Source organism: Streptomyces sp. NPDC001549 (assembly GCF_042894025.1).
GTDB classification, from domain to species: domain Bacteria; phylum Actinomycetota; class Actinomycetes; order Streptomycetales; family Streptomycetaceae; genus Streptomyces; species Streptomyces kutzneri.
In genome coordinates, this window is the sequence record NZ_JBIAVJ010000043.1 from 17563 (window position 1) to 43573 (window position 26011).

Annotated in this window: 26 protein-coding genes and 1 pseudogene; 15 read left to right on the forward strand and 12 right to left on the reverse strand. The window is 70.9% G+C overall.

Annotation, left to right across the window (positions count from 1 at the left end; all coding sequences use genetic code 11):
* Window positions 1-64 precede the first annotated feature (64 nt).
* Complete coding sequence (locus tag ACFY04_RS40600) at window positions 65-1126, forward strand: saccharopine dehydrogenase family protein (protein ID WP_389125568.1); 1062 nt, start codon at window positions 65-67, stop codon at window positions 1124-1126.
* 97 nt (window positions 1127-1223) lie between these two features.
* Window positions 1224-2225: a porphobilinogen synthase gene (gene hemB, locus ACFY04_RS40605; protein ID WP_389125570.1), complete on the forward strand. Its 1002-nt coding sequence runs from the start codon at window positions 1224-1226 to the stop codon at window positions 2223-2225.
* Window positions 2226-2234: 9 nt separating this feature from the next.
* Here hemB and ACFY04_RS40610 read toward each other — a convergent pair whose 3' ends face one another.
* Complete coding sequence (locus ACFY04_RS40610; RefSeq protein WP_389125573.1) at window positions 2235-2399, reverse strand: hypothetical protein; 165 nt, start codon at window positions 2397-2399, stop codon at window positions 2235-2237.
* Window positions 2400-2704: 305 nt separating this feature from the next.
* Between ACFY04_RS40610 and ACFY04_RS40615 the strand changes: the two genes are divergently transcribed.
* The 8 genes from ACFY04_RS40615 to ACFY04_RS40650 all read left to right on the forward strand — a co-directional run bounded on the left by ACFY04_RS40615 (window position 2705) and on the right by ACFY04_RS40650 (window position 7392).
* Window positions 2705-3091, forward strand: coding sequence for a WXG100 family type VII secretion target (locus tag ACFY04_RS40615; protein WP_389125574.1), 387 nt, complete (start codon window positions 2705-2707; stop codon window positions 3089-3091).
* A 23-nt stretch (window positions 3092-3114) separates the two neighbouring features.
* On the forward strand, window positions 3115-3420 hold the full coding sequence (locus ACFY04_RS40620) for a WXG100 family type VII secretion target (RefSeq protein ID WP_389125576.1): 306 nt from the start codon (window positions 3115-3117) through the stop codon (window positions 3418-3420).
* Window positions 3420-5213, forward strand: a complete 1794-nt coding sequence (locus ACFY04_RS40625; RefSeq protein ID WP_389125579.1) for an RNase A-like domain-containing protein — start codon at window positions 3420-3422, stop codon at window positions 5211-5213. Before ACFY04_RS40620 ends, ACFY04_RS40625 begins: the two co-directional genes overlap by 1 nt.
* Window positions 5214-5229: 16 nt before the next feature.
* Window positions 5230-5820, forward strand: coding sequence for a hypothetical protein (locus ACFY04_RS40630; protein ID WP_389125581.1), 591 nt, complete (start codon window positions 5230-5232; stop codon window positions 5818-5820).
* 19 nt (window positions 5821-5839) lie between these two features.
* A complete protein-coding gene (locus tag ACFY04_RS40635; RefSeq protein WP_389125584.1) occupies window positions 5840-6049 on the forward strand; it encodes a hypothetical protein in 210 nt (69 codons plus the stop codon).
* Window positions 6050-6061: 12 nt separating this feature from the next.
* Window positions 6062-6361, forward strand: a complete 300-nt coding sequence (locus tag ACFY04_RS40640) for an RNase A-like domain-containing protein (RefSeq protein ID WP_389125586.1) — start codon at window positions 6062-6064, stop codon at window positions 6359-6361.
* Between the two features lie 12 nt (window positions 6362-6373).
* Window positions 6374-7030 (forward strand): contact-dependent growth inhibition system immunity protein, encoded by a 657-nt coding sequence (locus tag ACFY04_RS40645; RefSeq protein ID WP_389125589.1) that lies wholly within the window; start codon window positions 6374-6376, stop codon window positions 7028-7030.
* Between the two features lie 89 nt (window positions 7031-7119).
* A complete protein-coding gene (locus tag ACFY04_RS40650) occupies window positions 7120-7392 on the forward strand; it encodes a DUF1876 domain-containing protein (protein WP_030721318.1) in 273 nt (90 codons plus the stop codon).
* Between the two features lie 44 nt (window positions 7393-7436).
* Here the strand turns inward: ACFY04_RS40650 and ACFY04_RS40655 are convergent, their stop codons facing one another.
* Window positions 7437-8192 carry an ABC transporter permease gene (locus ACFY04_RS40655; RefSeq protein WP_389125592.1) on the reverse strand — a complete coding sequence of 252 codons (756 nt, stop codon included), beginning with the start codon at window positions 8190-8192 and terminating at the stop codon, window positions 7437-7439.
* On the reverse strand, window positions 8189-9124 hold the full coding sequence (locus ACFY04_RS40660) for an ATP-binding cassette domain-containing protein (protein ID WP_389125595.1): 936 nt from the start codon (window positions 9122-9124) through the stop codon (window positions 8189-8191). Before ACFY04_RS40660 ends, ACFY04_RS40655 begins: the two co-directional genes overlap by 4 nt.
* A gap of 101 nt (window positions 9125-9225) precedes the next feature.
* On the opposite strand from ACFY04_RS40660, the gene ACFY04_RS40665 reads away from it, so the two are divergent.
* Window positions 9226-10008 (forward strand): TetR/AcrR family transcriptional regulator, encoded by a 783-nt coding sequence (locus tag ACFY04_RS40665; RefSeq protein WP_389125597.1) that lies wholly within the window; start codon window positions 9226-9228, stop codon window positions 10006-10008.
* Between the two features lie 2 nt (window positions 10009-10010).
* Here ACFY04_RS40665 and ACFY04_RS40670 read toward each other — a convergent pair whose 3' ends face one another.
* From ACFY04_RS40670 to ACFY04_RS40685, 4 genes are read right to left on the reverse strand one after another with little or no spacing between them, the layout of a single operon-like run.
* Window positions 10011-10781, reverse strand: a complete 771-nt coding sequence (locus ACFY04_RS40670; protein ID WP_389125628.1) for an alpha-ketoglutarate-dependent dioxygenase AlkB — start codon at window positions 10779-10781, stop codon at window positions 10011-10013.
* Window positions 10765-11997 (reverse strand): hypothetical protein, encoded by a 1233-nt coding sequence (locus ACFY04_RS40675; protein ID WP_389125600.1) that lies wholly within the window; start codon window positions 11995-11997, stop codon window positions 10765-10767. Before ACFY04_RS40675 ends, ACFY04_RS40670 begins: the two co-directional genes overlap by 17 nt.
* 30 nt (window positions 11998-12027) lie before the next feature.
* A complete protein-coding gene (locus ACFY04_RS40680) occupies window positions 12028-12273 on the reverse strand; it encodes a DUF397 domain-containing protein (protein WP_389125603.1) in 246 nt (81 codons plus the stop codon).
* Complete coding sequence (locus ACFY04_RS40685) at window positions 12270-13148, reverse strand: Scr1 family TA system antitoxin-like transcriptional regulator (protein ID WP_389125605.1); 879 nt, start codon at window positions 13146-13148, stop codon at window positions 12270-12272. The genes ACFY04_RS40680 and ACFY04_RS40685 overlap by 4 nt, the downstream gene beginning before the upstream one ends.
* 58 nt (window positions 13149-13206) lie before the next feature.
* Here ACFY04_RS40685 and ACFY04_RS40690 point away from each other — a divergent pair, with 58 nt between their 5' ends.
* Genes ACFY04_RS40690 through ACFY04_RS40700 form a run of 3 tightly spaced genes read left to right on the forward strand, consistent with a single transcriptional unit; the run spans window position 13207 to window position 16438 of the window.
* Window positions 13207-13605, forward strand: a complete 399-nt coding sequence (locus ACFY04_RS40690) for an ATP-binding protein (protein ID WP_389125608.1) — start codon at window positions 13207-13209, stop codon at window positions 13603-13605.
* Between the two features lie 35 nt (window positions 13606-13640).
* Window positions 13641-14045, forward strand: a complete 405-nt coding sequence (locus ACFY04_RS40695; protein ID WP_389125611.1) for a hypothetical protein — start codon at window positions 13641-13643, stop codon at window positions 14043-14045.
* A complete protein-coding gene (locus tag ACFY04_RS40700; protein WP_389125613.1) occupies window positions 14045-16438 on the forward strand; it encodes a tetratricopeptide repeat protein in 2394 nt (797 codons plus the stop codon). Before ACFY04_RS40695 ends, ACFY04_RS40700 begins: the two co-directional genes overlap by 1 nt.
* Before the next feature lie 42 nt (window positions 16439-16480).
* On the opposite strand, the gene ACFY04_RS40705 is transcribed toward ACFY04_RS40700, so the two are convergent.
* The 4 genes from ACFY04_RS40705 to argS all read right to left on the reverse strand — a co-directional run bounded on the left by ACFY04_RS40705 (window position 16481) and on the right by argS (window position 23186).
* Window positions 16481-17278 (reverse strand): VOC family protein, encoded by a 798-nt coding sequence (locus tag ACFY04_RS40705; RefSeq protein WP_389125630.1) that lies wholly within the window; start codon window positions 17276-17278, stop codon window positions 16481-16483.
* A gap of 101 nt (window positions 17279-17379) precedes the next feature.
* Window positions 17380-19485 carry a hypothetical protein gene (locus ACFY04_RS40710; protein ID WP_389125615.1) on the reverse strand — a complete coding sequence of 702 codons (2106 nt, stop codon included), beginning with the start codon at window positions 19483-19485 and terminating at the stop codon, window positions 17380-17382.
* A gap of 292 nt (window positions 19486-19777) precedes the next feature.
* Entirely contained in the window at window positions 19778-21265 is a 1488-nt protein-coding gene (locus tag ACFY04_RS40715; RefSeq protein WP_389125617.1) for a hypothetical protein, read from the reverse strand.
* A gap of 148 nt (window positions 21266-21413) precedes the next feature.
* The gene (gene argS / locus ACFY04_RS40720) at window positions 21414-23186 is read right to left on the reverse strand and encodes an arginine--tRNA ligase (protein WP_389125620.1); all 1773 of its coding nucleotides are present in this window, start codon (window positions 23184-23186) and stop codon (window positions 21414-21416) included.
* 169 nt (window positions 23187-23355) lie between these two features.
* Between argS and lysS the strand changes: the two genes are divergently transcribed.
* Window positions 23356-25083 (forward strand): lysine--tRNA ligase, encoded by a 1728-nt coding sequence (gene lysS / locus ACFY04_RS40725; protein WP_389125623.1) that lies wholly within the window; start codon window positions 23356-23358, stop codon window positions 25081-25083.
* 97 nt (window positions 25084-25180) lie between these two features.
* On the opposite strand, the pseudogene ACFY04_RS40730 reads toward lysS, so the two are convergent.
* Window positions 25181-26011: pseudogene (locus tag ACFY04_RS40730) on the reverse strand (hypothetical protein); the annotation flags it as partial.

The following is a 26011-nucleotide window of genomic DNA, read 5'->3' on the forward strand; positions in this document are numbered from 1 at the left end:
ATCACGTTCGGGCACGGCCCGCCCCGAGACTGGGCTCACCAGGACGACGAGGACGGGGAGAACGATGAGCACGGTGGGCAGCACGGACCGCAGGGCGGGTACGGCCGGCGCGGTGGTGGTCTACGGGGCGACGGGACACACCGGTCGTTTCATCGTCGCCGAGCTGCGCAGGCGCGGCATCGCCACCATCATCTCCGGCCGCGACGAAGCCCGGTTGGAGGCGCTGGCGGCGGGGGGCGCGGATGTGCTCGTCCGCCCGGCCACCGTGGACGACCCGGCCTCCCTGGACCGGGCCCTCGCCGGAGCGGCGGCCGTCATCAACGCCGCCGGACCGTTCGCGGTGACGGGCGGCCCGGTCGTCGGGGCGGCCCTGCGCGCGGGGATCCCCTATGTCGACGTCGCGGCGGAGATCGAGGCGAACGCGGCGATGTTCGCCGACCACGCGGAAGCGGCCCGCAAGGCGGAGGTGCCCGTGGTGCCGGCCATGGCCTTCTACGGGGGCCTGGGCGACCTGCTGGTCAGCGCCGCCATGGGGGAGTGGACCGCGGCGGACGAGGTGCACATCGCGTACGGGCTGAGCAACTGGCAGCCCACGGCGGGCACCAGGACGGCCGGCGCGGTGTCCCACGAGCGCCGCGGGGGCCGCCGGGTGAGGTTCACGGACGGCGCCCTGCAGTACCACGACGACCAGCTGTCGGAGCAGGACTGGGTCTTCCCCGAGCCGCTCGGCCGGCGGTCGGTGATCGCGGAGTTCACCATGGCCGATGTCGTCACCGTGCCCAGCCACGTGGCCGTTTCCGAGGTGCGTACGTACATGGCCGTGGAGGCCGCGCGGGACCTGGCCGGGGCGGACACGCCGGCGCCGGAGGCGGTCGACGACCTCGGGCGCTCGGACCAGACCTTCGTCGTCGACGTCCTGGTCCGTGCGGGCGGCGTCGAACGCCGCGCCACCGCACACGGCCGGGACATCTACGCGGTCACGGCCCCGCTGGCGGTGGAGGCCGCCGAGCGGCTGCTGTCCGGGCGCACCCGGACGACGGGCGTGGCCTCGGCCGCGGCGATGTTCGACGCTCCGGACTTCCTGCGGGCGCTGGCCCCGTACCTGTCGGTGGAGGCCTCGGGCTGACCGGCGGACGGTCCGCGCACGGGTGGAGCCCGGGAGCGGGGGGCCCGGGCTCTACCCTTGTCCGGACTGCTGTCGATGCTCGAAGAGGCGACTGAAGATGAGCGCGTACGGATCCTTCCCCGGTTCGCGGCCCCGCCGGCTGCGCACCACCCCGGCGATGCGGCGGATGGTCGCGGAGAACCGGCTGCATCCCTCGGACCTGATCCTCCCGGCGTTCGTCCGGGAGGGCATCAGCGAGCCCCTGGCGATCTCCGCGATGCCGGGCGTCGTGCAGCACACCCGGGACACGCTGCGGAAGGCCGCCGTCGAGGCGGTCGAGGCGGGGGTCTCCGGGATCATGCTGTTCGGTGTCCCGGCCGACGAGAACAAGGACGCGCTGGGCACGGCGGGCACCGAGCCGGACGGGATCCTGCAGGTCGCGATCCGCGATGTGAAGGCCGAGGTCGGGGACGACCTGGTGATCATGTCGGACCTGTGCCTGGACGAGTACACCGACCACGGCCACTGCGGCGTGCTGGACGAGCACGGGCGCGTCGACAACGACGCGACGCTGGAGCGCTACGCCGAGATGGCGCAGGTCCAGGCCGACGCGGGCGTCCACGTGGTCGGGCCCAGCGGGATGATGGACGGCCAGGTCGGCGTCATCCGCGACGCGCTGGACGAGACCGGGCACGAGGACGTCTCGATCCTCGCCTACACGGCGAAGTACTCGTCCGCCTTCTACGGTCCCTTCCGCGAGGCCGTCGGCTCCTCGCTGCAGGGCGACCGCAAGACGTACCAGCAGGACCCGGCGAACGCCCGGGAGTCGCTGCGGGAGCTCGCCCTCGACCTGGAGGAGGGCGCGGACATGGTGATGGTCAAGCCGGCCGGCCCCTACCTCGACATCCTGTACCGGGTCGCGCAGGCGGTGGACGTTCCGGTGGCGGCGTACCAGATCAGCGGCGAGTTCGCGATGATCGAGGCGGCGGCGGAGAAGGGCTGGATCGAGCGCGACCGCGCCATCCTGGAGGCTCTGCTGGGCATCAAGCGGGCGGGTGCCGACACGATCCTCACGTACTGGGCGACCGAGGTCGCGGGCTGGCTGCGCGAGACGCGCTGACGGTCTGTTCTACGGCCAGCCGACGAGGCCGTTGAAGACGATGAAGTCGAGGACGACGGCGGCCGGGGCGGTCACCGCGAACCACACCCTGGCGGCGGCGTAGCGCCGCCGCCAGGGCAGCCCCCACGTGGCGAGCAGCAGGACCAGGACCACGGCCAGGCCGGACCCGAACACCGGGAAGGCGATGTCTAGGAGGCGTCGAAGCGGTCGCTCGCCGTGTCACCGCAGGAGTCGCAGGCATCGGGGACAGCCCGACGAAGAAGAACGCGACGGCCGCGAGCGGCAGCGTCAGCAGGGTGGAGACGAGCGGTGCGACGAACGCGCGGGGGTGGCGGGCGGTGTTCGGGGTCATGGATCCAGTGAACTCCACGAGAAAAATACGAACATGAGTGCGTGTACTCAAATAGCCGGCTCACTGACCTGCGAAACTCTTAGACGTACGTACGCATTTGATGCGGCAGTGCCGAAGAGGGGTGGACATGCAGGACGGCGATCTCAGGGTCTCGGAGGACGGCCTCACCAAGCTCGCTGACGATCTCGATCAGATGCAGGGCCATCTGGAGCGTCAGATCCGCGAGATGGACCGGGTGGTCGACAGCATCGCGGCGGGCTGGCAAGGGCCCACGGCCACGGCCTACCGCGCCCTGCACCGGGGGGCCGCCGAGGACGCCGTGCGGATCCGGCAGGTGCTCTCCCTCCTCGAAGAGGCGACCAGGGCCTCCCGCGACGGATTCACGGCCCAGGAGCTGGAGGTTCTGGCCGCGTTCAAGCGCGTGCAGAGCCGGGAGGACGTGTCCGAGGCCGCCGAGGCCCTGACCGTGCCGGACCAGCCGGCCGCCCCGCAGAGCCGTCTGCAGGACATCTGAGAGCAGCGAGGAACAGCACCACCATGTCGGACGACGACCGGATAACTGTCGATTTCGCCACCCTGCAGCGCCTGTCGGGTAACTTGGAGGAGATCCTCAAGGACCTCAACGAGAAGCTGGACCTGCTCTACGAGCGCGCCAAGAAGGCCGTTCTGAGCTGGGACGGCGAGGCCCGGCAGGCCTTCATCGACGAGCTGGACAAGTGGGACCGCTCGGCCCAGGACCTCAAGGCCGCGCAGGCCTGGCTCCACGAGGTCGTGGTCAAGGGCCATCTCAACTACGCCGCGGCGAACAAGTCGGTGCTCCAGGGTTGGGGAGGCGGCGCCTGATGGCCGGACCCACCCCGGGCCCCGGCCCGGCGCAGCCACCCGCCGGAGGCGGCAACATCGACGTCAAGCCGTCGAGCCTGTGGACCGTCTCCGGACAAGTCGCCGGTCAGCAGGACCCCATGATGCGCGGTGGGAACACCCTCGTGCAGGAGCTGCAGAAGTACCCGGACGCCGGCGGGGCGGGCACCAGCGCCGAGAAGTTCGCGCAGGCCTACAAGAAGATAGGCAACCGCTGGCTGGAGGTACTGGGCAAGAGCGTGGTCAGCATCGGCGGTGTCGCCGTCGGCTTCACGGAGACCGCCAACGCCTACACCAAGGCCGACGCGGCGGCACACCCCAAGCCCGGACAGGCGGCGGAGCAGCGCCCGTTGCCCACGGTGATCGACAAGGAGCCCAAGTTCGCCGGCGTCCCCGACATCAAGTGGGGTGACGACGACGGCGGTGACGACTTGATCCGCGGTGCGATGGAGGGCATACCGGAGATCGTCCGGGACGTCCTGCAGCCCGTCGCGAAGAACCTGTTCCGCGTCGGCAAGGTGGCGGACGTGCACCCCTTCCCGGAGCAGCACTACCTCAACTCGCACTGCCACAGCTGGATGAACGTCTCGACCGTCCCGGGCAACACGGCAGCCGAGCTGACGTCGATCATCGGCACCATCACCAACCACGGCCGGGCGGACTGGGAAGCCGCCATGCGGACGTTCTGCAGCGCGCTGTGGGGCGCGACGGACTGGGGCAAGTCCCGGCACGGCTACCAGTGGGCGCACACCACCCCGCCGCCCGGGACGCGGACGGCCACGGGCAGTCAGCCGGTGATGGCCGTCCTGGCCGACGTGGCGATCAAGATCAGCGACTGTCTGCGCGAGTACGCGGAAGCCGCCGTCGAGCTGAACCACGACGTCTTCGAAGAGCTCAAGCGGGCCATGAGGAAGGCCGCCATGAGCATCATCGACGACCTGGAGAAGGCCAAGGAGAAGCCCAGCCTCAAGACCATCGCCGGCGCCGTCACCAGCGTGGCCAGCGGGATCGGCGGGGCCACCGGCCTCCTGCTGAAGTTCGACGTCAACACGGTCCTGAACCTGGACAAGGCCAAGCTCAACCGGATCGTGGACAAGTACACCGGCATCGTGGACGGCCTCACCACGCGCATGGAAGCGCTCAAGGACGTCTTGGACGAAGCGCACATGAGCGCCCCGAAGTACGAGGCCGGCGTCGCCCGCGCCCACGGCTTCGGCGCCCGGGCCCTGGAAGACTTCAAGAGCACCTCGCAGACCTGGCTGAAGATCGACTCGGCCACCGGCAAGTACACGCTGGACCTGGCGGCCAACGAGTACATGGCCGACGGCCACACACTGGACAAGCACGTGGGCAAGACAGACGAGCAGTTGATGCAGCGTCTGCGCGACCAGGTGCAGGGCAACCAGACCGATACCTGGCCGTTCGGCAAACCGAAGACGAAGGCTTCCTCGGCCTTCCCGGACTACCAGCGGGCGCAGGAACTCACCCAGCACAACCTCAACGAGAACACCGCGGTGATCGACGCCTGGATCAAGGGCCCACCGCCGCCGGACGAAGGTGCCGTGAAGGAGTTGAAGGGGACGGCGCCCGATGACGGGGTCAGCGGGCGCAGCGTGAGCAGAGCGCCGACGGACCCGAACGAACCGCTGTCCGGATGGCAGAGGGGCGGCACCAAAGCCGAGGCGCATGACGTGAAGGGCATCGACACGAGGATCAAGTACGACAGCAGCCGCAATCCTCCGTTCACCGTCATGACGTCCATGCCCAGCGATTGAGAAAGGCCCTTCGGAAATGTCCACCGACCAGACGTCCTGGGAAGCGGCGGTACGGCACCTCTACGAGGACGCGTTCACCTTCAGCGCCACCGGTCCGCGCGCGCACGAGGACTGGCGGGCCGACGTGCTCGCCGTCATGGCGCGCGCCGTCCCCGACCCGCGCGGCTGGGCCGGGCTCGACGACACCGCGAACGAGCGCTCTCAGGAACACCCCGACTTCCCGTTCTGCCGTCCGTCCGTCAGGGCCGATCCGTCCCGCCCGCTCACCCCGGCCGACATCGGGGAACGGTTGCACGAGATCAACCGTGCGAGTGCCGAGAACCTCCTCCTCGCGCTCACCGACGGCGGCTGCACCCTGCGGAACCTCGAAAGGTTCACCGAGAGTTTCGACGAGCTGCAGAGTATGGCCCGCACCATCCTCGCCCGCTACGGGGACACGTTCACCTGCTACACCAACGTCACCGTCGGCGCGCGCAAGGACGACACGCTGGACTTCGGGGCGTCCCACTGGGGCTACACCCCGATGACCTTCTACGGGGAGGACGCCGGCCTGGTCATCGTCTCCGACACCGAGGTCGGGCTGTTCTGGGCATTCGACGACATCTGATCCCTGAGAGGAGGAATCCATGCCGACCCGATCCGTCGATGCCGCCACCTGGGGCCGAGGTCATCCGCGCCGTCACGGAGCGGTCGGGGCCCGCACCTGCGACGCGCCCGACTTCCCGGCGCGGGACCTCGAAGGCGGCCATCCCCTCACCGGCCACATGATGGACCTCGGCCTGATCGCGGTGTCCGCGGACGAGGTCGGAGTCTTCTGGTCGTTCCACGCGAATTGAGACAATGATCCGATGCTGACCCGATCCGCCACCTACCCCGACCGGGAGACCGCCCAGTGGGCCACCCAGCAGGTGGTGACCGCCAACGAGCAGGTCATCCACCGCTGGCTCGCCCAAGGAACCCGGGCCCGCCTCACCCTGGAGGCCGCCTGGCCGTCCCGTGAGGAGCCCGTCGGCCGGGTGCAGTTGGAAGCGATGCTGCTCGCCGGCCAGGGACCCGTGGAGGTCCGCGCCGCCCGTGTCGTACTGCGCCGCGAGCCCGCCGGCCCGCACGGTTTCGTCGTCCAGACCACCGTCCCGTTCTACCCGTAGAGGCAGCCGACCGTGTCCATGAAGCCCCTCGAACACGACCGGCGCTACGGCGAGCTCGATCAGGTGCTGCGCGCCTACCTCGGCCGGCCCGCCGACGACACGGCGGAGCAGCGCAGCCGTGCGCTGGACGCCTACCTGCGCCACACCTGGCACACCCGCCCCTGGGCCATCGCGGAGGCGGAGCGCCAGCTGCGCGAGTACAGCCGCAACCCCCCGGGGCGCCTGCGGATCGACCTCGACGAGTTCTACGCCGTCCCCGACGTCGGGATTCCCCAGTCCGCCATCGGTGGCTGGCTCCTCGTGCTCGCCGACCACCTCAAGCAGAGCATCGAGGACGGCGAGGTGCCGCCGCCGGCGACCCCGCAGACGCACTGGGAGTGGCACGCACGGTTCCCCGAGACCGGGCAGCTGCTGGGCGGCTGGTTCTCGCAGGACATCGTCGATGAGTTCCCCGACCACGAGGCCGCGGTCGCGGACTACGCCGCCACCACCGACCCGCAGCTCGTCGCCCGCCTCGTCGGCGAGCTCCACGAGCTGCTCGCCCTCCCGCTGGACGAAGGCGACTACGCCCTGGCCGCCGCAGAGCTCGGCATGGAGGTCAACCCGCCCGAGCCGTTCTCGTACGGAGCGTGGTTCCAGTCGGTGGCGGCGACCCTGGCCGACGGCTGACCGCTCGGAGCCCGCGAGCGCCCGGCTCGCGCCGCATCCCGCGCGGGCGCACCCTGGAGGGAAGGGTGACCCCCTGGAGGTGATGCACCATGGCCACGCTCGTCGGGTGGCATGTGGAGCTCGAATTCACCGAGGAGGGCCACCGCACCAGTGCGGCGGCCCTGGTAAGGCTCGGGGACGGCTCCGAGATCAAGGCGCGGGGCTATGCCTTGCGTCATCCCTCCGACCCGGAGCAGCTGAGGGTCGGGGAAGAGATCGCGGGCGCTCGTGCGCTCATGGATCTCGCGTCGCAGATGTTGCAGAAGGCCCACGCCGAGATCGATGAGGCCACGGGCCGCCACTCCTACCCGCTCAACGGCTGAGCGGCAGGCTCACAGGCCCGCTGAGGGGCTCCGACCGGAGCCCGTCAGCGGGTCCTGCCGCGGAACAGGACCGCCGCCAGGATCATGGCCACGGCCGTGATGCCGGCGCACCAGGTCAGGGCCACCCAGGGGGCATTTCCCGCGGGCTGCGCCAGGAGCAGTGCGCGCAGGGATTCGATCACCGGGGTCAGCGGCTGGTGGTCGGCGAAGCCGTGGAGCCAGCCGGGCATGGTCTCGATGGGGACGAAGGCGCTGGACGGGTACGGCAGGAACATCATCAGGAAGGTGAAGCCGCCCGCCGCCTCCGGGGTCCTGGCGAGCAGTCCGAGCGCGGCGGCCAGCCACGAGATCGCCGTGATGTACGTCAGCAGCAGGCCGGCCGCGGCGAGGAAGGCGGCCGGGCCCGCCTGCGGGCGGAAGCCGATCGCGAGGGCGACCGCGAGGACCAGGGTGGTGGAGATCAGGTTGCGCACCACCGAGGCCGCGACGTGCCCGGCGAGGATCGGGATGCCGCCGACATCGAGGGAGCGGAAGCGGTCGATGACGCCGTTCGTCATGTCCTCGGTGACGCTGACGGCGGTGGAGGCCGCGCCGAAGCCCGCGCAGAGCAGCATGGCGCCGGGCACCACGTACGTCACGTACGCCGTGCCGGTGTCGATGGCCCCGCCGAAGAAGTAGACGAAGATCAGCATCAGCATGACGGGCAGCATCAGGGCGGCGATCAGCGCGTCGGGCCGGCGGCTGCTGATGCGCAGGCTGCGGCCGGCCAGGGCGAAGGCGCTCACGGGCGTGGCAGTCATCGGGCGGCTCCCGTCAGGGCGAGGAAGACGTCATCGAGGGTGGCGCTGCGCAGGGCGAAACGGTCGATGCCGGTGCGGTCCGGGTCGAGTTCGTCGAGCAGGGTCCGGACGTGGGCGGCGGTGCCGTCGGTGGGCAGGCCGAGGGTGAGCTCGTCGGGGGCGAGGTGGACGGCGCGCGGGGCGAGGGCCTCGTAGGCGGCGGCGGTGGTGAGGGTCAGGTCGAGCCGGTGGCCCGCGACCCGGGACTTCAGTTCGGCCGGGGTGCCCTCGGCGGCGATGCGGCCGTCGGCGAGGACGGCGACGCGGTCGGCGAGCCGGTCGGCCTCCTCCAGGTACTGGGTGGTGAGCAGCACGGTGGTGCCGTCGGCGCGCAGTTCTCGTACGAGCTCCCAGAGGTCCTGGCGGCTGCGCGGGTCGAGGCCGCTGGTCGGCTCGTCCAGGAAGATCACCTCGGGGCGGGAGACGAGGCTCGCGGCGAGGTCGAGGCGGCGGCGCATGCCGCCGGAGTACGTCTTCGCGGTGCGGCCGGCCGCTTCGGTGAGGCCGAACCGGTCAAGGAGCTCGTCGGCACGGGTGCGGGCGGCGCGCGGGCGGAGCCCGGCGAGGCGGCCCATCATGCGGAGGGTCTCGGTGCCGGTCAGGAGCTCGTCGACCGCGGCGAACTGGCCGGTGAGGGCGATGAGTTCGCGGACCCGGGAGCGTGCGGTGGCGGTGTCGTGCCCGGCGACGCGGGCGGTGCCGGAGTCGGCGGCGGTGAGGGTGGCGAGGATCCGGACGGTGGTGGTCTTGCCGGCGCCGTTGGGGCCGAGGAGGGCGAGGACGCTGCCGCGCGGGACGGCGAGGTCGATGCCGTCGAGGACGCGGAGGTCGCCGTAGGACTTGGTCAGGCCGGCGGCCTGGATGCCGAGGTCGCCGGAGGCGTGCGTGGTCATGGGGGATGGTGCTCCCTTCCCAGCTTCTGCGTATGCCTTACGCTCTTCTGCGTAAGTAATACACAGAACTAGGATGGGGGTCAATCGAGGAGTGGGCGGTCATGGCGGACGAGGACAGCGGGACCGGGCTTCCGGCCAGCCTGGAAATGGCCTGGGGTCTGCGCGAACGCCCGGGCAAGGGGCCGCGCCCCACGCTCACGCTGCCCCGCATCGTGGAGGCGGCGGTGGCGCTGGCCTCGGGTGAGGGGATGGACGCCGTCTCCATGGGCCGCGTGGCCAAGGAGCTGGGCGTCTCGACCATGTCCCTCTACCGGTACGTCGCCGCCAAGGAGGAGCTGTACGTCCTCATGTCCGACGCCGGCGTCGGCACCCCGCCGCCGCTGCCGCCGGAGGCGCAGGGGTGGGGCTGGCGCGAGCTGCTGACGAACTGGGCGTACGCGCAGCGGGCCGTGCTCATGGCCAACTCCTGGATCCTGCGCATCCCGCTCACTGCCCCGCCCGTCACCCCGAACCAGCTGGCCTGGATGGACCGGGGGCTCGGTGCGATGGCCGGCGCGGGCCTGGCGGAGGGCGAGAAGCTCTCCACGATCATCCTGATCGGGGGCCTGGTGCGGAACGAGGCCACGATGGCCGCAGACATGATCGACGCCATCATGAAGTCGGGCGTGACCCCGGAGCAGGCCCTGGCCCAGTACGTCCGCACCCTGCGGCTGCTCGCCGGCCCGGACAGCCACCCGGCCGTGACGCGGCTGCTGGATTCGGACGCCTTCAGCGGCTCCGGGGAGCCGGACTTCCAGTTCCGCTTCGCCCTGGACCGGCTGCTGGACGGCCTGGCGGCGCTGGTGGCGGGGCGGCCGGGGGCGGCTTCGGCGAGCAGCCCTTGAGGTCAGACAGGCGGCAGCAGATCGCTCTCGCTGACGGTGTACGTCAACGGGGGATAGACGAAGTCCGTTTCATCGTTCTCGCGGCGCCGTAGCCGGTAGAACTCGCGCCTCTGCTCGGCGTCGGCCGAAGTGAGGCGCGCGCCCTGCGGGAGGTACGCCTGTCCGTCGCGAAACCGAACGAAGGTCTTCGACGTCCGGAACGTCACGCCCAGCCATTGGTTGTCCGCCGTCGGGACGGGCGTGTCCAGCACGATCTTGTGCTTGAACCGCCGATTCGAGTCGACAGAGAACGCGACGACGCTGTTGTGGGTGAGAGGGATCTCGAACGTGTCGACATCAGACCCCTTGGATTCGAATACCAGCTTCCGTGGCGGGCTGGCTTCGGGATGCCGATAGCAGGAGAAGACGGCGATAAACGACTCGTCGGCCAGATCCAGGGCTTGGTCGGAATGGCTCCCCATGGTCCTGTAGACATTCGTGTAGCTCTCGATGAGAGCGTTGTTGAAGCCGACCGGGATCGCCGCATGTTCTTGAATCTGTTGCGCCAGCCGTTCGTGCACCGCGCGGAAACGCTGCGGCGGGCTGCTGTATCGAGTGGTGGTGCGTACGAGAGGCACACCCTCCGCCTCGTCGACCCTGGTGAGCACGGCACCTTGCCGGCCCTTTCCTGCGGCTTCCAGACGAGCCGACGTGGACAGCTCCGCAAAGAGATCCTGCTCGGCCGGCAACGAGTGCGAGATGATCTCGTCGGAGATCCTAGACCCGGGGGGCAACATAGTCTCCGGTGTTCATGCTGAAGAGGAATTCGTCGCCGTAGTCGATGAAGGACGAGGTCCTGTTCTCCTCGGCGTACAGCCTGCGCAGCTCGTCCATGCCCTCCGGTGTGGGTGGCCCCAGCTTCACCAGATCCCCGGCCGCTTTGAGGAACGTGTGGCCGTTCCTGTGAACGGCTTCGGCGCTCGAACAGCGCACCACGTACCCCAGGCGGGTCGGGAGGGTCTCGGCGCCCAACGCCGAGGGCAGGATTTCGTGCGTGTACAGACGGTTGGTGGACAGCGGCATGAAGAACACGGAGCCGGGGTAGAGCGTCAGGGCGAACTGCGGGGGGAGCGCCACCCCGTCGTGTTCCCCGATCGGCTCCTTGAGGCGAAAGTGGAGTCTGGTCAGCCCGCTGGCACGCTTCACACCGTAGTCGAAGGGGTCTTCGGCCAGGGGTTTCAGCTTTTCGAGCCCGTCATAGAAGGTACAGAAGGCCATGACGCCATTGGCGGGCATGTCCTTGGTCTTGTCGGCATGGGCCGATATCTTGGCCTTGGACTGCTTACGCTCGGCCGTGGCAAGGGTGTTGTGGTAGATCTGCGCGAGGACATGATTCAGCGGCGCCTGGTCCCGGAATACGGTGGCGGCCTCGCGATTCAGAGCCTCGACGATGCGGGTGTCGGTCGCGCGAAAGCCCTCGGTCGGCCCCGAGAGATTCGTGGAGCACCGGAGCAGGCGGAAATGCAGTGCGTCACCGTCCTGCTCGACGGGCGTCAGATAGATTCCGCTGCGATGGGCCGTTCCAGGCTTGGTGGACTCCGTCAGGGACTGGAAGGCGTGCTCCGCACGGATCCGTCCGAAGTGATCGGCGTCGAGGTCGAAGAAGCGGCGGTAGTACACGCCGGCGCCGTGTACCCGGAGGGGAACTCGGCCGACATCGACGAGGGTCCAAGGCGTGCCGACGTCCTCGCGGTACCCGCGCGACAGCTCCCGGACGACGAACACCCGGTCCGCCGCCTCCAGTTGACGGCAGCTGATCCCGAATACGTCGCCACACAGGTAGACGGTCTTCCGCGCGAGGTCGGGCGAACCGGAAGCGAGGTCCTCCGGTGTGATCACGGACCCGAAGAAGTCCCTGATCAGGTCCTTGTCCTGCAACGTCGAAGGCGCGACGAGTATGTTGCTCGCATCATCGATGCAGGCTTCCGTCAGCTCTGTCGGGTACGTCAAGCGGCACCTGCCATTCGCAGATCTTGTGGGCTATCGAGCCAGCCAGCCGGTCAGCGCCGCCCAGCTCGCCGGCGCGAGAGCCAGGATCGGCCCGTCCTGGACCTTCGAGTCCCGGACGTGGATGGTCGTCGGGCTGGTGGCAATCTCGACGCAGGCGTCGCCTTCGTCACCGCTGTACGAGGACTTGCGCCAGGCAGCGGCAACTTCCAGGCAGGCGCCGCCTTCATCGCCGCTGTAGCTGGACTTGAACCACTTGAGTGCAGTCGTGGCGCTCATGTCTCTCCTAGCAGGCGGTCCAACAGGCCCCGTGTTTGCTCGGTGTTGAGGGCCTGGGTTCGCAGCATCGCATACTTGCGCGCGAGGATGCTGACCTCATCGGGGTCAGAGATCAGCAGGCTGCCGCGCTGGGTTTCGGCGTAACCGAGGTGCTGGTGGGCCGGGGTTTCCAGGAGAATGAACGGCTCGTTGAGCCCAGCGTGCGTTGTTTGGCCGAAGGGCAGGATCTGCAGAGTGATATTGGGCAGTTCCATGCAGCTGAGCAGATGGCGCAACTGCTCCCGGTAGATCTGGCTTCCGCCGATGCGGACTTGGAACGCAGCTTCCCAGAGGACGAAACTGATGCTGGGCGGAACCGCGCGGTGCAGGATCTCCTGCCGAGCGATGCGACTTACCGTCAGAGCTTCGATCTCCTCCCCGGGATGGGCTGGCACGCGGTTACGGAACAGCGCACGCGCATGGTTCTCGGTCTGCAGCAGGCCAGGGATGCGAATGGACTCGTACCAGGACAGCGCGATAGCACGCTTTTCGAGGTCCATGTACTCCTCGGCCCAGGGCGGAATCGTATCGATCAGCGGCATCTCGTTCGCCGCCACGGTCAGCAGCCCTGGCAGCCCCAGGTGCAGATCCATCAGCTCGGCGACGTTCGGCATCAGCGCCCGCCGGCCCTGCTCGATCGACGCGATGGTCTCCGCGTCCAGGCGGACCAGCTCGCCCAGCTGCTTCTGGGTCAGGTTCTTGGCGATGCGGGCTCGGCCACCATCGCGCCGACCATCTTCATGGTCGTCGCGTTCGGCCGTACTCGTTTCCTCGGTGGCATGACAGCGAACTCCCCACCCACGCAAGCGGAATACCCCGTGCAGACCCGTACTCATGAAGGAGTACGGGTCCGCGCTCAGCCACACGCTAGTCACGCAACGCGACGATCGTCCCGTGAATCCAACTATCCAGGCGGCGCTCATGCGCGAGCGCCTCTACCTGCGCTCACCCCGAACCGTCGCAGCTGCGCGCCAGTTCACACGTGACACCTTGCAGGCGTGGGTGGTGACCGAGCACCGCGACGAGATGTTGCTCTGCGTGAGCGAGCTGGCCACCAACGCCCTGCGGTACGGCGTACCGCCCGGCCGTGGTTACCTGCTGCGGCTGTTCGGCTTCGAGGACGCGACCGTCCGCATCGAGGTGCACGACGGCGGGCCCGGGTTCTCCCGGATCACCGGGCGACCGCACGGGCGCGGGCTCACCCTCGTCGCCGGGGTCGCCGACGAGTGGGGGGTGCTGGCCCGGACGCCGGGGAAGGTCGTCTGGTGCGAGTTCCGCGGGGGTGCCTGCTAGCTTCGGATGCTCGGAAGACGCATCAAGGGGGGCCAGTGTCACGTCCGTTGCGGTGGGCTGTCGTCATTGGGGGCACGGCGATCGTGTTCCTGCTCAGCTTCAAGCTGGGCCAGGTGGACCCCTTCGGCTGGTTGCCGGACAAGGACTCGGACAAGGTGGCGGCCGCCGCCGGGTTCGCCGGGGCCATGGCGGCGGCCTTCGGGCTGGCCGGGGCCTGGTGGGCGAGCAGCGGGCCGGGCGCAGCCGTTGCCGGACAGACCGTGGTGCGGCAGCGGGCCCGCGCCTCCGGGACCGGTCAGATCACCCAGTCCGGCGGAGGCTCGGCTCCCGGTCTGCTGGACCAGCGGGCTCGGGCCGACGACGACTCCCGCGTGCAGCAGACCACCGACACCGGCGGTACCACCCCCGGTACCACCCCCGGTACCACCCCCACCTCCTAGTGGGCAACCAGCAGTGGGCCCGCGCCGACGAGAACGCGCGGATCACCCAGGTCGCCGGCGACCACATCACCTACGCGGCCGGCGCCGGCCCCGCGCCCCGGGCGCTGCTCGGCCTGCCCGACGCGCCCGCCGCCCTGGTCGGGCGCGACGGGCCGGTCAAGGAACTGGTGGGACTGCTCGCGGAGGGCGGCCCGCCGGTCGTCGTGGTGGCCGGACTGGCCGGCGTGGGCAAGAGCGCGCTAGCGGTGTCCACGGCCCACCGGGCCGTGGAACTGGGTTGGTTCGGCGACCGGGTGTTCTTCCTGTCGCTGCGCGGCTACGCCCCCGATGGCGGGGTGAGCGGGCCGCAGGCGGTCCAGGAGATGTTGCGCCACCTGGGGCTCCGCGACGCGGACATGCCAGAGTCGCCGGAGGGCCGGGTGGCGCTGTACCGGGCGCGGCTGGCGGCCTTCGCCCAGGCCGGGCAGCGCGTGCTGATCGTGGCCGACGACGCGGGTTCGGTCGGGCAGGTGCGGGACCTCGTACCGGCCGCGGACGCGCACCGGCTGCTGGTGACCTCGCGGCACCGGCTGGTGGCTCCCGGGTTCGCGGGGCGGGTGCTCCCGCTGGACGAGCTGGCGGAGGGGCCCGCGGCCGAGCTCCTCGCCGATGCGGTGCTGCGTGCGTGGCCGGACGATCCCCGGCCCTCACGGGAGCCCGAGGCACTGGCCGGGATAGCCCGGCGGTGCGGACGGCTGCCGCTGGCCCTCGCGGTGGCGGGGGCGGTGCTGGCGGGCGATCCCGGACTGTCCGCGGGGGAGCTGGCGCAGCGGCTGGCCGAAGCCCGGAGCCGGCTGGAGGCGCTGACCTTCGACGAGGGCGGCGTACCGGTGGGGGTGCGGGCCGCGTTCGACCTCTCGTACGCGCGGCTGCCCGCCGACCAGGCGCGGATCTTCCGGCTGTTGACGGTGAACCCCGGCCCGGACTGCCGGACCGGGTACGCCGGTCTGCTCACCGGCGAGGGCGAGGACGTGCGGCCCAAGCTGGCCGCGCTCGTACGAGCCAGCCTGCTGACCGAGCAGCCCGTCGGCTCGGGACGGTGGCGGATGCACGACCTGCTGCGGCTGTACGCGCTGGAGCGGGGCGAGGAGTGCGCCGAGGAGGACGGGCGGGAGGAGGCGACCGACACCTTCCTGGCGGACCTGGTCGTCAGCACCGGAGTGGCGCAGGAGGTCCTGGGAGTGAACAGTCCGGGCAGCAGTGGGCCGGGACTGCCTTCCGTGGCGCAGGCGCTGGACTGGCTCGACACGGAGCGTCCGCTGCTGGCCGCCGCCGTGGGCTTCGCGGCCGACTCCGGCCGGGTGGACACCGCCGTGGAGCTGGCCGACCTCCTGGCTCCCTACCTCCAGCTCTACGGGCACGCGCAAGAACACTTGCTGATGGCGCGCCACGTTCTCGCAGCCGTGCGCACGACGGGCAGGCCCGACGCCCTTGCCGTCGCGGTGTGCGACCTCGGCAGCGCACTGTGCCAGGCGCACGACTGGGCGGAGGCCACCGACCGGCTGACGGAGGCCCTGACCCGGTTCCGCGAGAGCTCCGACAGGGAGGGGGAGGGCAGGGCGTTGAACCTGCTGGGCACCTCGTACAGCGCTGTGCGCCGTTACGAGGAGGCGCGCCACGCTCACCAAGAAGCGTTGGACATCAACCGCGAGCTGGGGAACCGGCACGCGGAAGCCGCGGTCCTGGTGACGCTGGGCGCCGACCTCCAGTACCTGGGACGGCTGGACGAGGCGATCGCCATGCACCGGCAGTCTCTCGCCCTCATGCGGGAGCTGGGCGACCGGCACCGCGAGGTCATCGCGCTGGACGCGCTCGGTGATGCGCTGGGGGTGGCGGGACGGCGCGAGGAGTGCGTGGCCGTACGGGAGGAGGCACTCGTCATCGTGCGGGGTCTGGGCAACCGGACCCGAGTGGCCTGGACCCTGACCTGGATCGCGTCCTCGCTGTTGTCCGTCGGGCAGGCGGACGAGGTGCAGGCCCGTTTCGAGGAGGCGCTGAGCCTCTTCACGGCGGATGGCAACCGGCAGGGCGAAGGCGTGGTGCTGACCAACCTGGGCCTGTTCCACGTCCGGGAGGGGCGGTTGGCGCAGGCGTTGGAAGCGCACGAGCGTGCGTGCGTGCTCCTGGCCGCTGCGCGGGACCAGGCCGGCCAGGCCGGTGCGGCGAGGGCGCTGGCCTACACCCTTGGGGTCCTGGGCCGCCTGACGGAGGCCGAGGAGAACTTCGAGCGGGCCGCGGCGGGCTTCGCCGCAGTCGGCGATGCGAAGCGGGAGGCGGAGTGCAGGGAGGAGGCCGCGGCCGTGCGCGAGTTGTCCCGGCGGCCCCGCCGCTGGTGGCACCGGTTCACGAGGTGAGGGGCGCACGGGGAGAGGGCGTTCCCCGTGCTCCCGGTCGCATCAGGCGGGCTGCTCCGTGATCGTCGAGGTGATTACCGCGAAGGGGCCGCCCTGCGGGTCGGCCAGGACGGCCATGCGGCCCGCCACCATGTCGAAGGCGGGGGCGAGGACGGTGGCCCCGGCCCGTTCGGCGGCGGCCTGGATGTCGTCGACGCTGTCGACCTGGAAGTACGGCAGCCAGTTCGGGGGAGTGCCGGGCGGCGACTGGTCCAGGTTCATCATTCCGCCCACCACGCGCCCGGAGGCCTTGAACTCCGTGTACCCCTCGGCGCCGGGCATGTGGGAGGCGGCCGTGGTGATCGGCAGGATGGCGGAGTAGAACGCGGCGGCGGCGGGGACGTCGCTGGTGCTCAGCTCGTTCCAGATGAGGGCGCCGTGCTCGTTGACGATGCCGGCGCCGTCGAAGGAGCCCGGCTGCCACAGGCCGAACACGGCACCGGTCGGGTCGGCGACGACGGCCATCCGCCCGAGGTCCATGACGTCCATCGGGCCCATCACGACGGTGCCGTGGGCGTCGGTGGCGGCCTTGAGGGTGGGGTCGATGGCGTCGGTGGAGAGGTACGTGGTCCACACGGTCGGCGGCATCGGGTCCGGGACGGTGCCGTCCGGGTTCATCGCCTTCATGATGCCGGCGACCGGACGGCCCTTGAGGGTGCAGACGGAGTAGCCGCCCTGCTCGGCCGGGCCGATCTCGCCCTGCCAGCCGAACAGGTCGCAGTAGAAGTCGAGGGCGGCCTGCTGGTCGGGGACCATCAGGTCGATCCAGCAGGGAGTGCCGGGCTTGTAGGGGCCGTTCATGTCGGGCACGGAGGCCTCCGGTGGTGGGTGGGGGAAGGACGGGCCGTCCCCTACCCGGCCCGTACGGCCCGAATCGGGCCGTACGGGTGAAACCGGGGGCGTCAGTTGGTGCGGCGGCGGCGGCGGTGGCGGCCGGTGCCGGCGACCAGGGCGGCGCCCAGGGCCAAGGCCGTCCCCGCACCGCCGAGCGCCCAGCTGGTGGCCGGGTCGGCGCCGGTGGCGGCGAGCGCGGTGGCGCCGGTGGCGCTGCCGCTGGTGGGGACGGTGACGGTGCCGGTGCCGCCGTTCGGCTCCGGCACGTTGCCACCGGGTGCACCACCCGGGGTGCCGCCCCCGGGGGTCTCCCCTGCCGGGGCGCCTCCGCCTGGGGTCCCGCTGCCGGGGGTCTCCCCTGCGGGGGCGCCTCCGCCGGGGGTTCCGCTGCCCGGGGTCCCTCCCGCTGGGGTGTCCCCGCCGGGAGCGCCTCCTCCGGGAGTTTCGCTGCCCGGGGTGGCCCCTCCGGGAGTGCCTCCGTCCGGGGTGCCCCCTCCGGGGGTGCCCCCGCCGGGGGTTCCGCTGCCCGGGGTCTCCGCGCCGGGAGCGCCCCCTCCGGGAGTGCCTCCGCCTGGGATCCCTCCCGCTGGGGTGTCCCCTCCGGGGGTGCTCCCTCCGGGGGTGCCCCCTCCAGGGGTGCCTTCGCCCGGGGTCTCTGCGCCGGGAGTGCCTCCGCCCGGGGTGCCTCCGCCGGGAGTCTCCCCGCCTGGGGTGCCTCCGCCAGGGGTTTCGCCCCCAGGGATTCCTCCGCCTGGGGTGTCGCCTCCTGGGGTGCCTCCGCCGGGGGTCTCCCCGCCCGGGGTTCCTCCTCCAGGGGTTTCGCTGCCCGGGGTCCCCCCGCCCGGAGTCTCCCCGCCCGGGGTGGTGGCCGGTTGCAGGAGGGTGGTCAGTTGGCGCTTCGAGCGGGAGCCGGCCCAGGGTGGGGGTGTTTCCGCGTCGACCTGGGACGTGCCCCAGGCGAAGAAGGAGACCGAGCCGGTCGGGGCGTCGGCGGAGAAGCGGACGCGGACCGGGACGTCGAAGGCCGCACCCGCGCCGATCGGGCCGCGCACGAGGCCGCCCGCGAAGAAGTAGCCGTCCTCGTCCGAGGTGATCTCCACGGCCTGCCAGGCCGCCGGCTGTCCGTCCGCGGCCGGCCGCAGGACCTCGACCGAGATCTGCGAGACCTGCATGGAGACGAAGTCGGGCCGGGCCAGGACCAGTCCCAGGTCGAAGGCGGCCAGCTCACCCTTCCCCGTGTTGTCCACCCGGACGGAGAGGTCCGTCCAGTCGCCGCCCGCACGTACCGATTCCGGGACCCCGCTCACCGTCAGGGCGGGACCTTCGGTGAACAGCGGGTCCTCGTCGCCACCGGGCGCGCCCGCGATCCTGGTCGCGTACGAGGAGGTGGGGGAGCTGCCGGTGGCCGTCCCGACCCGGCCCGTGCCGTCCGCCGTCAGGTCGAACGGCACGACGGGGGTGTCCGCGGCGAAGCTGATCCGGACGTCGATCGTCCGGACCTGGCCGACGGGGACCGCGGTGGCGCTGCCGAGGGCATAGCCCAGCGTGGGGGCCGCGGTCTGGACCGGCGCGGCGGCCGTCCACGGCCCGCCCGCGGTGCGGTACTCGACCTTGATGTGGGCGGGCCCGAACTGTCCGGCGGCCTGCGAGACGCCCAGCATCGGGGTGTAGTCCGCCACCGCGACGTGGCCCGAGTTGTCGACGGTCACGGTGAGCGGGGTCCAGCTGCCGTCGGCCTTGAAGCCGTCCGCGGGGATGCCCTGGACCGTGACCTCGGGCCCCACCAGGATCCGGTCCGACCCGGTGTCCTGCTCGTCCTCGACGGCCTCGGGCAGCGCCTGTGTCTGCGCCTGCGGCTGTGTCTGGGTCTGCGGCTGTGCCTCGGACGCGGCCGGGACGGTGGGCGTCTCCGGTGCCTCCGGCGCCTTCGGCGTCTCCGGTGCGACCACGGCCTGCGCGGCGGGCTGCTGCGGGCCGGTGTCCTCGGCCTGTTCCTTCTCCCCGGTCTGCCCCTGCGCCGCTGCCGCTGCCTCCGCCGGTCCGGCGGTGTCCGCGGGTACCGCGTCCGGCGCGGTCACCGCCGGATGCTCCTCGGCCACCGCTGGTGCGGCGATCAGGAGCGTTTGGCCGGCCATCGCGGCTGCTGCCACGACGGCCATGCGCTTGAACTGCATGCTCTTTACCTCCCCGGGCTCCGGGCATCAGACCGGAGCCACCCCAAACCCCTTGGGAGGCGCCTAGGTTAGTGAGACGGGAGGGGCTTGCAGAGGGCTACAGGATTGCGAAATATGTACGGTCCCACGACACGCCGGGCGGGCTACGGGCCGAGCTGGTCCGGGCGCGGGTGGTACTCGCCCGGGTCCGGGTCCACGGGGCCGCCCGGCCGGAAGGAGGGCCGGCCCCCTACCCGGCCCGTACGGCCCGTACGGCCCGAATCGGGCCGTACGGGTGAACGCGGGCGGCGCCTCAGGCGGTGGTGCGGCGGCGGCGACCGGTGCCCGCGACCAGGGCGGCGCCCATGGCGAGGGCCACGCCGGCGCCGCCGAGAGCCCAGGTGGTGGCCGGGTCGCTGCCGGTGGCGGCGAGCTCGCCACCGGTGGTGGCGGTGGTGGCGGTGTTACCAGTCGTGCCCGTGTTGCCGGTCGTGTCGGTGATCGGCTTGGCGCCACCGTTCGGGTTCGGCTGGTTGCCGTTCCCGCCCGTGTCCGCGGAGGCGGCGACGATGTTCGTCAGGCGGGCCTTGGAACGCGAGTCCGCCCACGGCTCCGGGGAGTCCGGGCCGACGTTGGACGAGCCCCAGGAGAAGATGCTGACGGCACCGAGGGGCGCGTCGGCGGCGAAGCGGATCCGGACCTGGACGTCGAAGCTCTGGCCGGCCGCGACCGGGCCGCCCGCGAGATCGATGCCGAAGAAGACGCTCTCCTCCTCGGACCAGACCTCGGCCTCGTGCCAGCCGGCCTTGCCGCTCTTGTCCTTGCTCAGGACCTCGACCTTGATCTGGGAGGGCTTCATCTTGACCCAGTCGGGACGGGCCATGACCAGCCCGACGTTGAATCCCTTCAGGGCCTGCTTCCCGGCGTTGTCCACGTGGACGGACAGGTTCGTCCAGTCACCGCCCGCCTTGATGCTCTCCGGTACGCCGTTCACCGTCAGCGCGGGGCCCTCGACGAACGGGTCCTCGGGTCCGCCGACCGCACCGGCGATCCGGGTGCTGTACCAGGTGGAGGGCGAGTGGTTGACGTGGTTCCCGACGCGGCTCTTGCCGTCCGAGGCCAGGTCGAAGGGCACCACCGGGCTGTCCGCGGCGAAGGAGATCCGCACGTCGACCGTGTAGGAGGTGTCCTTGGTGACGGACGGGGCCGTCCCGAAGGTGTATTGGAGGCCGGGGCCGAGCGCCTCGCCCTGTACGAGCTTGGCGGCCTGCCAGGTTCCGCCGGCGGTCTTCCACTCGACCTTGATCTGCGAGGGCTTGAACTTGCCGTCCTCCTCGTAGACGGTCACGCTCGGCGTGTAGTCCGGGACGGCGATGTGGCCGGAATTGTCGACCGTCACCTTCAGCGGGGTCCAGCCGCCGCCGGCCTTGAAACCGTCCTTCGGGATGCCCGCGACCGTGACCTCGGGACCCATGAGGATCCCGTCGGACTCGGCGTCCTGCGCGTCCTCGTCGCTCTTGGTGTCCTTCGCCGCCTTCTCGGCGACGGGCGCCGGCTGCGGCGCGGGCGCCTGGGCGTCCGGGACGGCCGGCGCAGGTACGGGGGCCGGCGCCGGGGCCGGCGCCTGGACGTCCGGCACGGCCGGGGCCGGCGTTCCCGCGTCGGCGGCGTCGTCCTTCGGTGCCACGTCCGGGACGATGACGGCCGGCTGGTCGGCGGCCATCGCGGGCGTCGCGGTCAGGATGGTCGGGCCGGCCACGGCCACCGCGGCCACGGCGGCCATGCGCTTGATGCTCTTCACGGGTGTCCCCCCACTAAGTTTTGAACACGATCAGATTAGTGGGGGTGGCTGGATTGTGGGGGCCTCGTAGATCACGAAATGCGTACGACCCCAGCAGCAGCTGCCGGGGCCGTACACATTTGGCGCGGGTTGTGCGGATCGAGCGAGGTCAGAGCTTCTCGGGGGTCCGGATGCCGAGGAGGGCCATGCCCTTGTTCAGGGTGCGGGCGGTCAGCTCGCACAGGAACAGCCGGTTCTCGCCGACGACGAGCTCCGGCTCCGGCTTCACGACGGGGCACTCCGTGTAGAACGTCGTGAACAGCGAGGCCAGCTGGTACAGGTACGCGGCCACCTTGTGCGGGGCGTGCTCCGCGGCCGCCTCCTCGATCAGCGCGCCGAACCCGTCCAGGTGCAGCCCCAGCGCCCGCTCGGCCGAAGCCAGCTCCAGCTCCGGGTGGGCCACCGGGGAACGGTCGCCCGCGTTGCGCAGGATCGACCGGATCCGGGCGTACGCGTACTGGAGGTACACGGACGTGTCACCGGTCAGCGACACCATCTGGTCCAGGTCGAACTTGTAGTCGCGCGCCGCCGAGGTGGAGAGGTCCGCGTACTTGACCGCACCGATGCCGACCTGGAGGCCGTTCTCGACGATCTCCTGCTCGGTGAGCAGGCCGCGGTCCTTGTCCTTCTCGCGCACGACGGCCGTCGCCCGCTCCACGGCCTCGTCCAGCAGGTCCACGAGCCGGACGGTCTCGCCCTCACGGGTCTTGAACGGCTTGCCGTCCTTGCCGAGCACCGTGCCGAAGGCCAGCTGCACGGCCTTGACCTCGTCGCTCAGCCAGCCCGCCCGGCGCGCCGTCTCGAAGACCATCTTGAAGTGCAGGGACTGCCGCGCGTCGACCACGTAGATCAGCTCGGTCGCGCCCAGGTTGCCCACGCGGTCGCGGATCGCCGACAGGTCGGTCGCCGCGTAGCCGAAGCCGCCGTCCGACTTCTGCACGATCAGCGGGGTCGGGTTGCCGTCCTGGCCCTTGACGTCGTCGAAGAACACGCACAGCGCGCCGTTGGAGCGGACGGCGACGCCCGAGTCCTCCAGCAGCTTGCAGGTCTCGACCAGCATGTCGTTGTAGCCGGACTCGCCGACCACGTCGGGGTCCTGGATGTCCATGTCCAGCTTGTTGAAGACGGAGTAGAAGTAGATCTTCGACTCGTCGACGAACCGCTGCCACAGGGCGAGGGTCTGCGCGTCGCCGGCCTGGAGGTCGACCACCCGCGCCCGGGCCCGCGTCTTGAACTCCTCGTCGGAGTCGAAGAGCGCGCGCGAGGCCTTGTAGAGCCGGTTCAGGTTGGACATGGCCTCCTCGCCGGACACCTCCTCGTCCGACTTGTGGTCCAGTTCGTGCGGGTGCTCCAGCAGGTACTGGATGAGCATGCCGAACTGGGTGCCCCAGTCGCCGATGTGGTGGCGGCGGATCACCTTCTCGCCCGTGAACTCCAGGATCTCGACCATCGCGGCGCCGATCACGGCGGACCGCAGGTGGCCGACGTGCATCTCCTTGGCGACGTTCGGCTGCGCGTAGTCGATCACCGTGGTGCCCGGGTTCGCCGCGAGCGGCACGCCCAGACGGTCGTCGCCGGCCCGCGCGGCCAGGGTCTCGATGATCGCCCGGTCGGAGATGGTGATGTTGAGGAAGCCGGGTCCGGAGACCTCGATCTCCTGGATCAGGTCACCGGTCGGGATGCCCGCGACCACGGTCGCCGCCAGCTCGCGCGGGTTGGCCTTGGCCTTCTTCGCGAGCGCCAGGATGCCGTTGGCCTGGAAGTCGGCCCGGTCGCTTCGTCGCAGCAGCGGGTCCGCGCCACCGGCCTCCGGCAGGGCGGAGGCAAGGGCGTCCGCGACGCGCTGATTGACGGAAGAAGCGAGGGAAGGGACCGAGGCCATGAGCTGCCGTTCCTGTGAGGTTGTGCCGGTGGGTGCACTTGGTTGTTCCGACAAGTGCCGAGTATCCCACGAGGGGGCAACCCGTTTCCCGGTGGAAAAGCAACCTCAGAGCGACCCGTTCCGTCTGGGAGAATGGCTGAAGCCAGCATTCGAGATAGAAGGACGTGTCGTGGCTCAGAGCAGCACCGAGACCGACTGGGTCTCCCGTTTCGCGGACGAGGTCATCGCCGAGGCGGAGCGCCGAGCACCCGGCAAACCTGTCGTCGTCGCGTCCGGACTCTCCCCCTCCGGCCCCATCCACCTGGGCAACCTCCGCGAGGTCATGACCCCGCACCTGGTCGCGGACGAGATCCGCCGCCGGGGCATCGAGGTCCGCCACCTCATCTCCTGGGACGACTACGACCGGTACCGGAAGGTGCCCGCGGGCGTGCCCGGCATCGACGAGTCGTGGGCGCAGCACATCGGGCGCCCGCTGACCGCCGTGCCCGCGCCGGCCGGGTCCGCGTACCCGAACTGGGCCGAGCACTTCAAGGCCGTCTTCGTCGAGGCACTGGCCGAGATGGGCGTCGAGTACGACCCGATCAGCCAGACCGAGCAGTACACGAACGGCGTCTACCGCGAGCAGGTGCTGTTCGCGATGAAGCACCGCGGCGACATCGACGCGGTCCTCGACCAGTACCGCACCAAGCAGAAGCCGGGCGGCAAGAAGCCCCAGCAGAAGCAGGTCGACGAGGCCGAGCTGGAGGCCGCCGAGGGCTCCGGCGCGGCCGCCGAGGACGACGGCAGCACCGGCGAGGGCGGGTACTTCCCGTACAAGCCGTACTGCGGCCAGTGCGGCAAGGACTTCACCAAGGTCACCTCGTACGACGACGAGACCACCGAGATGACCTACGTCTGCACCGAGGACGAGTTCACCGAGACGGTCAAGCTCAGCGAGTTCAACCGCGGCAAGCTGGTCTGGAAGGTCGACTGGCCGATGCGCTGGGCCTACGAGGGCGTGATCTTCGAGCCCTCCGGCGTCGACCACTCCTCGCCCGGCTCGTCCTTCCAGGTCGGCGGCCAGATCGTGCACATCTTCGGCGGCGAGCAGCCGATCGGACCGATGTACGCGTTCGTCGGCATCAGCGGCATGGCGAAGATGTCCTCCAGCAAGGGCGGGGTCCCGACCCCGGCCGACGCGCTGAAGATCATGGAGCCGCAGCTGCTGCGCTGGCTCTACGCCCGCCGCCGCCCCAACCAGTCCTTCAAGATCGCCTTCGACCAGGAGATCCAGCGGCTCTACGACGAGTGGGACAAGCTGGAGGCCAAGGTCGCCGACGGCTCCGTGCTGCCCGCCGACGCCGCCGCGCACACCCGCGCCGTCCGCACCGCCGCCGCCGAGCTGCCGCGCACCCCGCGCCCGCTCCCGTACCGGACGCTCGCCTCCGTCGCCGACATCACCGCCGGCCACGACGAGCAGACCCTGCGCATCCTGACCGACCTCGACCCGACGCAGCCGCTCACCTCCCTCGACGAGGTACGGCCGCGCCTGGACCGCGCCGAGAACTGGATCACCACCCAGGTCCCGGCCGACCAGCGCACCCTCGTACGCGAGGAGGCCGACACCGAGCTGCTGTCGTCCCTGGACGACGAGGGCCGCGAGTCGCTGCGACTGCTCCTCGACGGGCTGGACTCGCACTGGTCCCTGGACGGGCTGACCACGCTCGTCTACGGCGTCCCGAAGGTCATGGCGGGCCTTGAGCCCGACGCCAAGCCGACGCCGGAACTCAAGGTCGCGCAGCGCACGTTCTTCGCGCTGCTCTACCGGCTCCTCGTGACCCGGGAGACCGGACCGCGCCTGCCCACGCTGCTGCTGGCGGTGGGCGCCGACCGCGTGCGCAAGCTGCTCGCCGTCTGAGCCGTCTGAGCCGTCTCAGCCGGCCGACCCGGCCGACCCGGCACGTGGAAGGGCCCGCACCCCGAGGGGTGCGGGCCCTTTCCGCTGTCCGCGGCCGTCAGGCGATGTGCTCGGCCTCACGGTCCTTGTGGTACCGCTGCTTGAACGCCGGGATCATCCGGCGCAGCAGCGAACCGCTGCGCGGGTGGGTCACGCCGTAACCGTCCGACAGGTGTATGTCGAGGGCCTCCGCCGACGGATAGTCCTGCTTCTCGTCGACCAGCGCGCAGAACACCTTGTACGCCGCCTCGGCGAACTCGGCCTCGTCAGGCGTCTCGGGACCCTCGGCCGGGGCCTCCTCCTGGCGCGGAGCCGGGATGGAGAGCTCCTGCTGCGCGGACTGCTCCTCGTCCGGACCCATCGGGGGCAGGACCGGGGTCGGCTCCAGGCCCTCCACGTACTGGGGGTTGTAGCCACCCTCGTACGCCGCCTGCGGCGCCAGCGGCGCGGCGAACCAGGCGCTGTTGTGGGCCGCGGGCATGGCCGTCGGGTCCACCGCGAAGGGCGGCGGGTTGTGGTGGGCAGCCCCGGGAACATCGGGAACACCCGGAGCACCGGGTACACCGGCCGCGTTCTGCATCTGCTGGGCCTGCTGCGCGGCTTGCTGGGCGGCCTGCTGAGGCTGCTGGGCCTGCTGCGCGAGCCCGGGCGCCGCCGCCAGCGCCGGGGCCTGCTGGGCCTGCTGCTGGAGCTGCTGCTGGCCCTGCTGCTCCACCGGCGGCAGCACCGCCGGCTCGATGCCCGTCGCCGCCAGCGCCTCCGCGGTCGTCTCCGCGAGCGGCACACCGATCTTCGCCAGCTTCAGCGGCATCAGCGCCTCCACCGGAGCCTTCCGCCGCCATGACCGGCCGTACCGCGCCTGCAGCCGGGCCTGGTAGATCAGCCGGTC

What these genes read in the sequence shown, in the direction of transcription:
- ACFY04_RS40650 (WP_030721318.1), top strand. Translation starts at nt 7,120, where the DNA reads ATGGCCACGCTCGTCGGGTGGCATGTGGAGCTCGAATTCACCGAGGAG.
- ACFY04_RS40705 (WP_389125630.1), bottom strand. Translation starts at nt 17,278, where the DNA reads ATGAACGGCCCCTACAAGCCCGGCACTCCCTGCTGGATCGACCTGATG.
- ACFY04_RS40710 (WP_389125615.1), bottom strand. Translation starts at nt 19,485, where the DNA reads ATGCAGTTCAAGCGCATGGCCGTCGTGGCAGCAGCCGCGATGGCCGGC.
- ACFY04_RS40625 (WP_389125579.1), top strand. Translation starts at nt 3,420, where the DNA reads ATGGCCGGACCCACCCCGGGCCCCGGCCCGGCGCAGCCACCCGCCGGA.
- ACFY04_RS40660 (WP_389125595.1), bottom strand. Translation starts at nt 9,124, where the DNA reads ATGACCACGCACGCCTCCGGCGACCTCGGCATCCAGGCCGCCGGCCTG.
- ACFY04_RS40655 (WP_389125592.1), bottom strand. Translation starts at nt 8,192, where the DNA reads ATGACTGCCACGCCCGTGAGCGCCTTCGCCCTGGCCGGCCGCAGCCTG.
- ACFY04_RS40615 (WP_389125574.1), top strand. Translation starts at nt 2,705, where the DNA reads ATGCAGGACGGCGATCTCAGGGTCTCGGAGGACGGCCTCACCAAGCTC.
- argS (WP_389125620.1), bottom strand. Translation starts at nt 23,186, where the DNA reads ATGGCCTCGGTCCCTTCCCTCGCTTCTTCCGTCAATCAGCGCGTCGCG.
- ACFY04_RS40600 (WP_389125568.1), top strand. Translation starts at nt 65, where the DNA reads ATGAGCACGGTGGGCAGCACGGACCGCAGGGCGGGTACGGCCGGCGCG.
- ACFY04_RS40635 (WP_389125584.1), top strand. Translation starts at nt 5,840, where the DNA reads ATGCCGACCCGATCCGTCGATGCCGCCACCTGGGGCCGAGGTCATCCG.
- ACFY04_RS40665 (WP_389125597.1), top strand. Translation starts at nt 9,226, where the DNA reads ATGGCGGACGAGGACAGCGGGACCGGGCTTCCGGCCAGCCTGGAAATG.
- ACFY04_RS40630 (WP_389125581.1), top strand. Translation starts at nt 5,230, where the DNA reads ATGTCCACCGACCAGACGTCCTGGGAAGCGGCGGTACGGCACCTCTAC.
- ACFY04_RS40620 (WP_389125576.1), top strand. Translation starts at nt 3,115, where the DNA reads ATGTCGGACGACGACCGGATAACTGTCGATTTCGCCACCCTGCAGCGC.
- ACFY04_RS40640 (WP_389125586.1), top strand. Translation starts at nt 6,062, where the DNA reads ATGCTGACCCGATCCGCCACCTACCCCGACCGGGAGACCGCCCAGTGG.
- ACFY04_RS40680 (WP_389125603.1), bottom strand. Translation starts at nt 12,273, where the DNA reads ATGAGCGCCACGACTGCACTCAAGTGGTTCAAGTCCAGCTACAGCGGC.
- ACFY04_RS40685 (WP_389125605.1), bottom strand. Translation starts at nt 13,148, where the DNA reads ATGAGTACGGGTCTGCACGGGGTATTCCGCTTGCGTGGGTGGGGAGTT.
- hemB (WP_389125570.1), top strand. Translation starts at nt 1,224, where the DNA reads ATGAGCGCGTACGGATCCTTCCCCGGTTCGCGGCCCCGCCGGCTGCGC.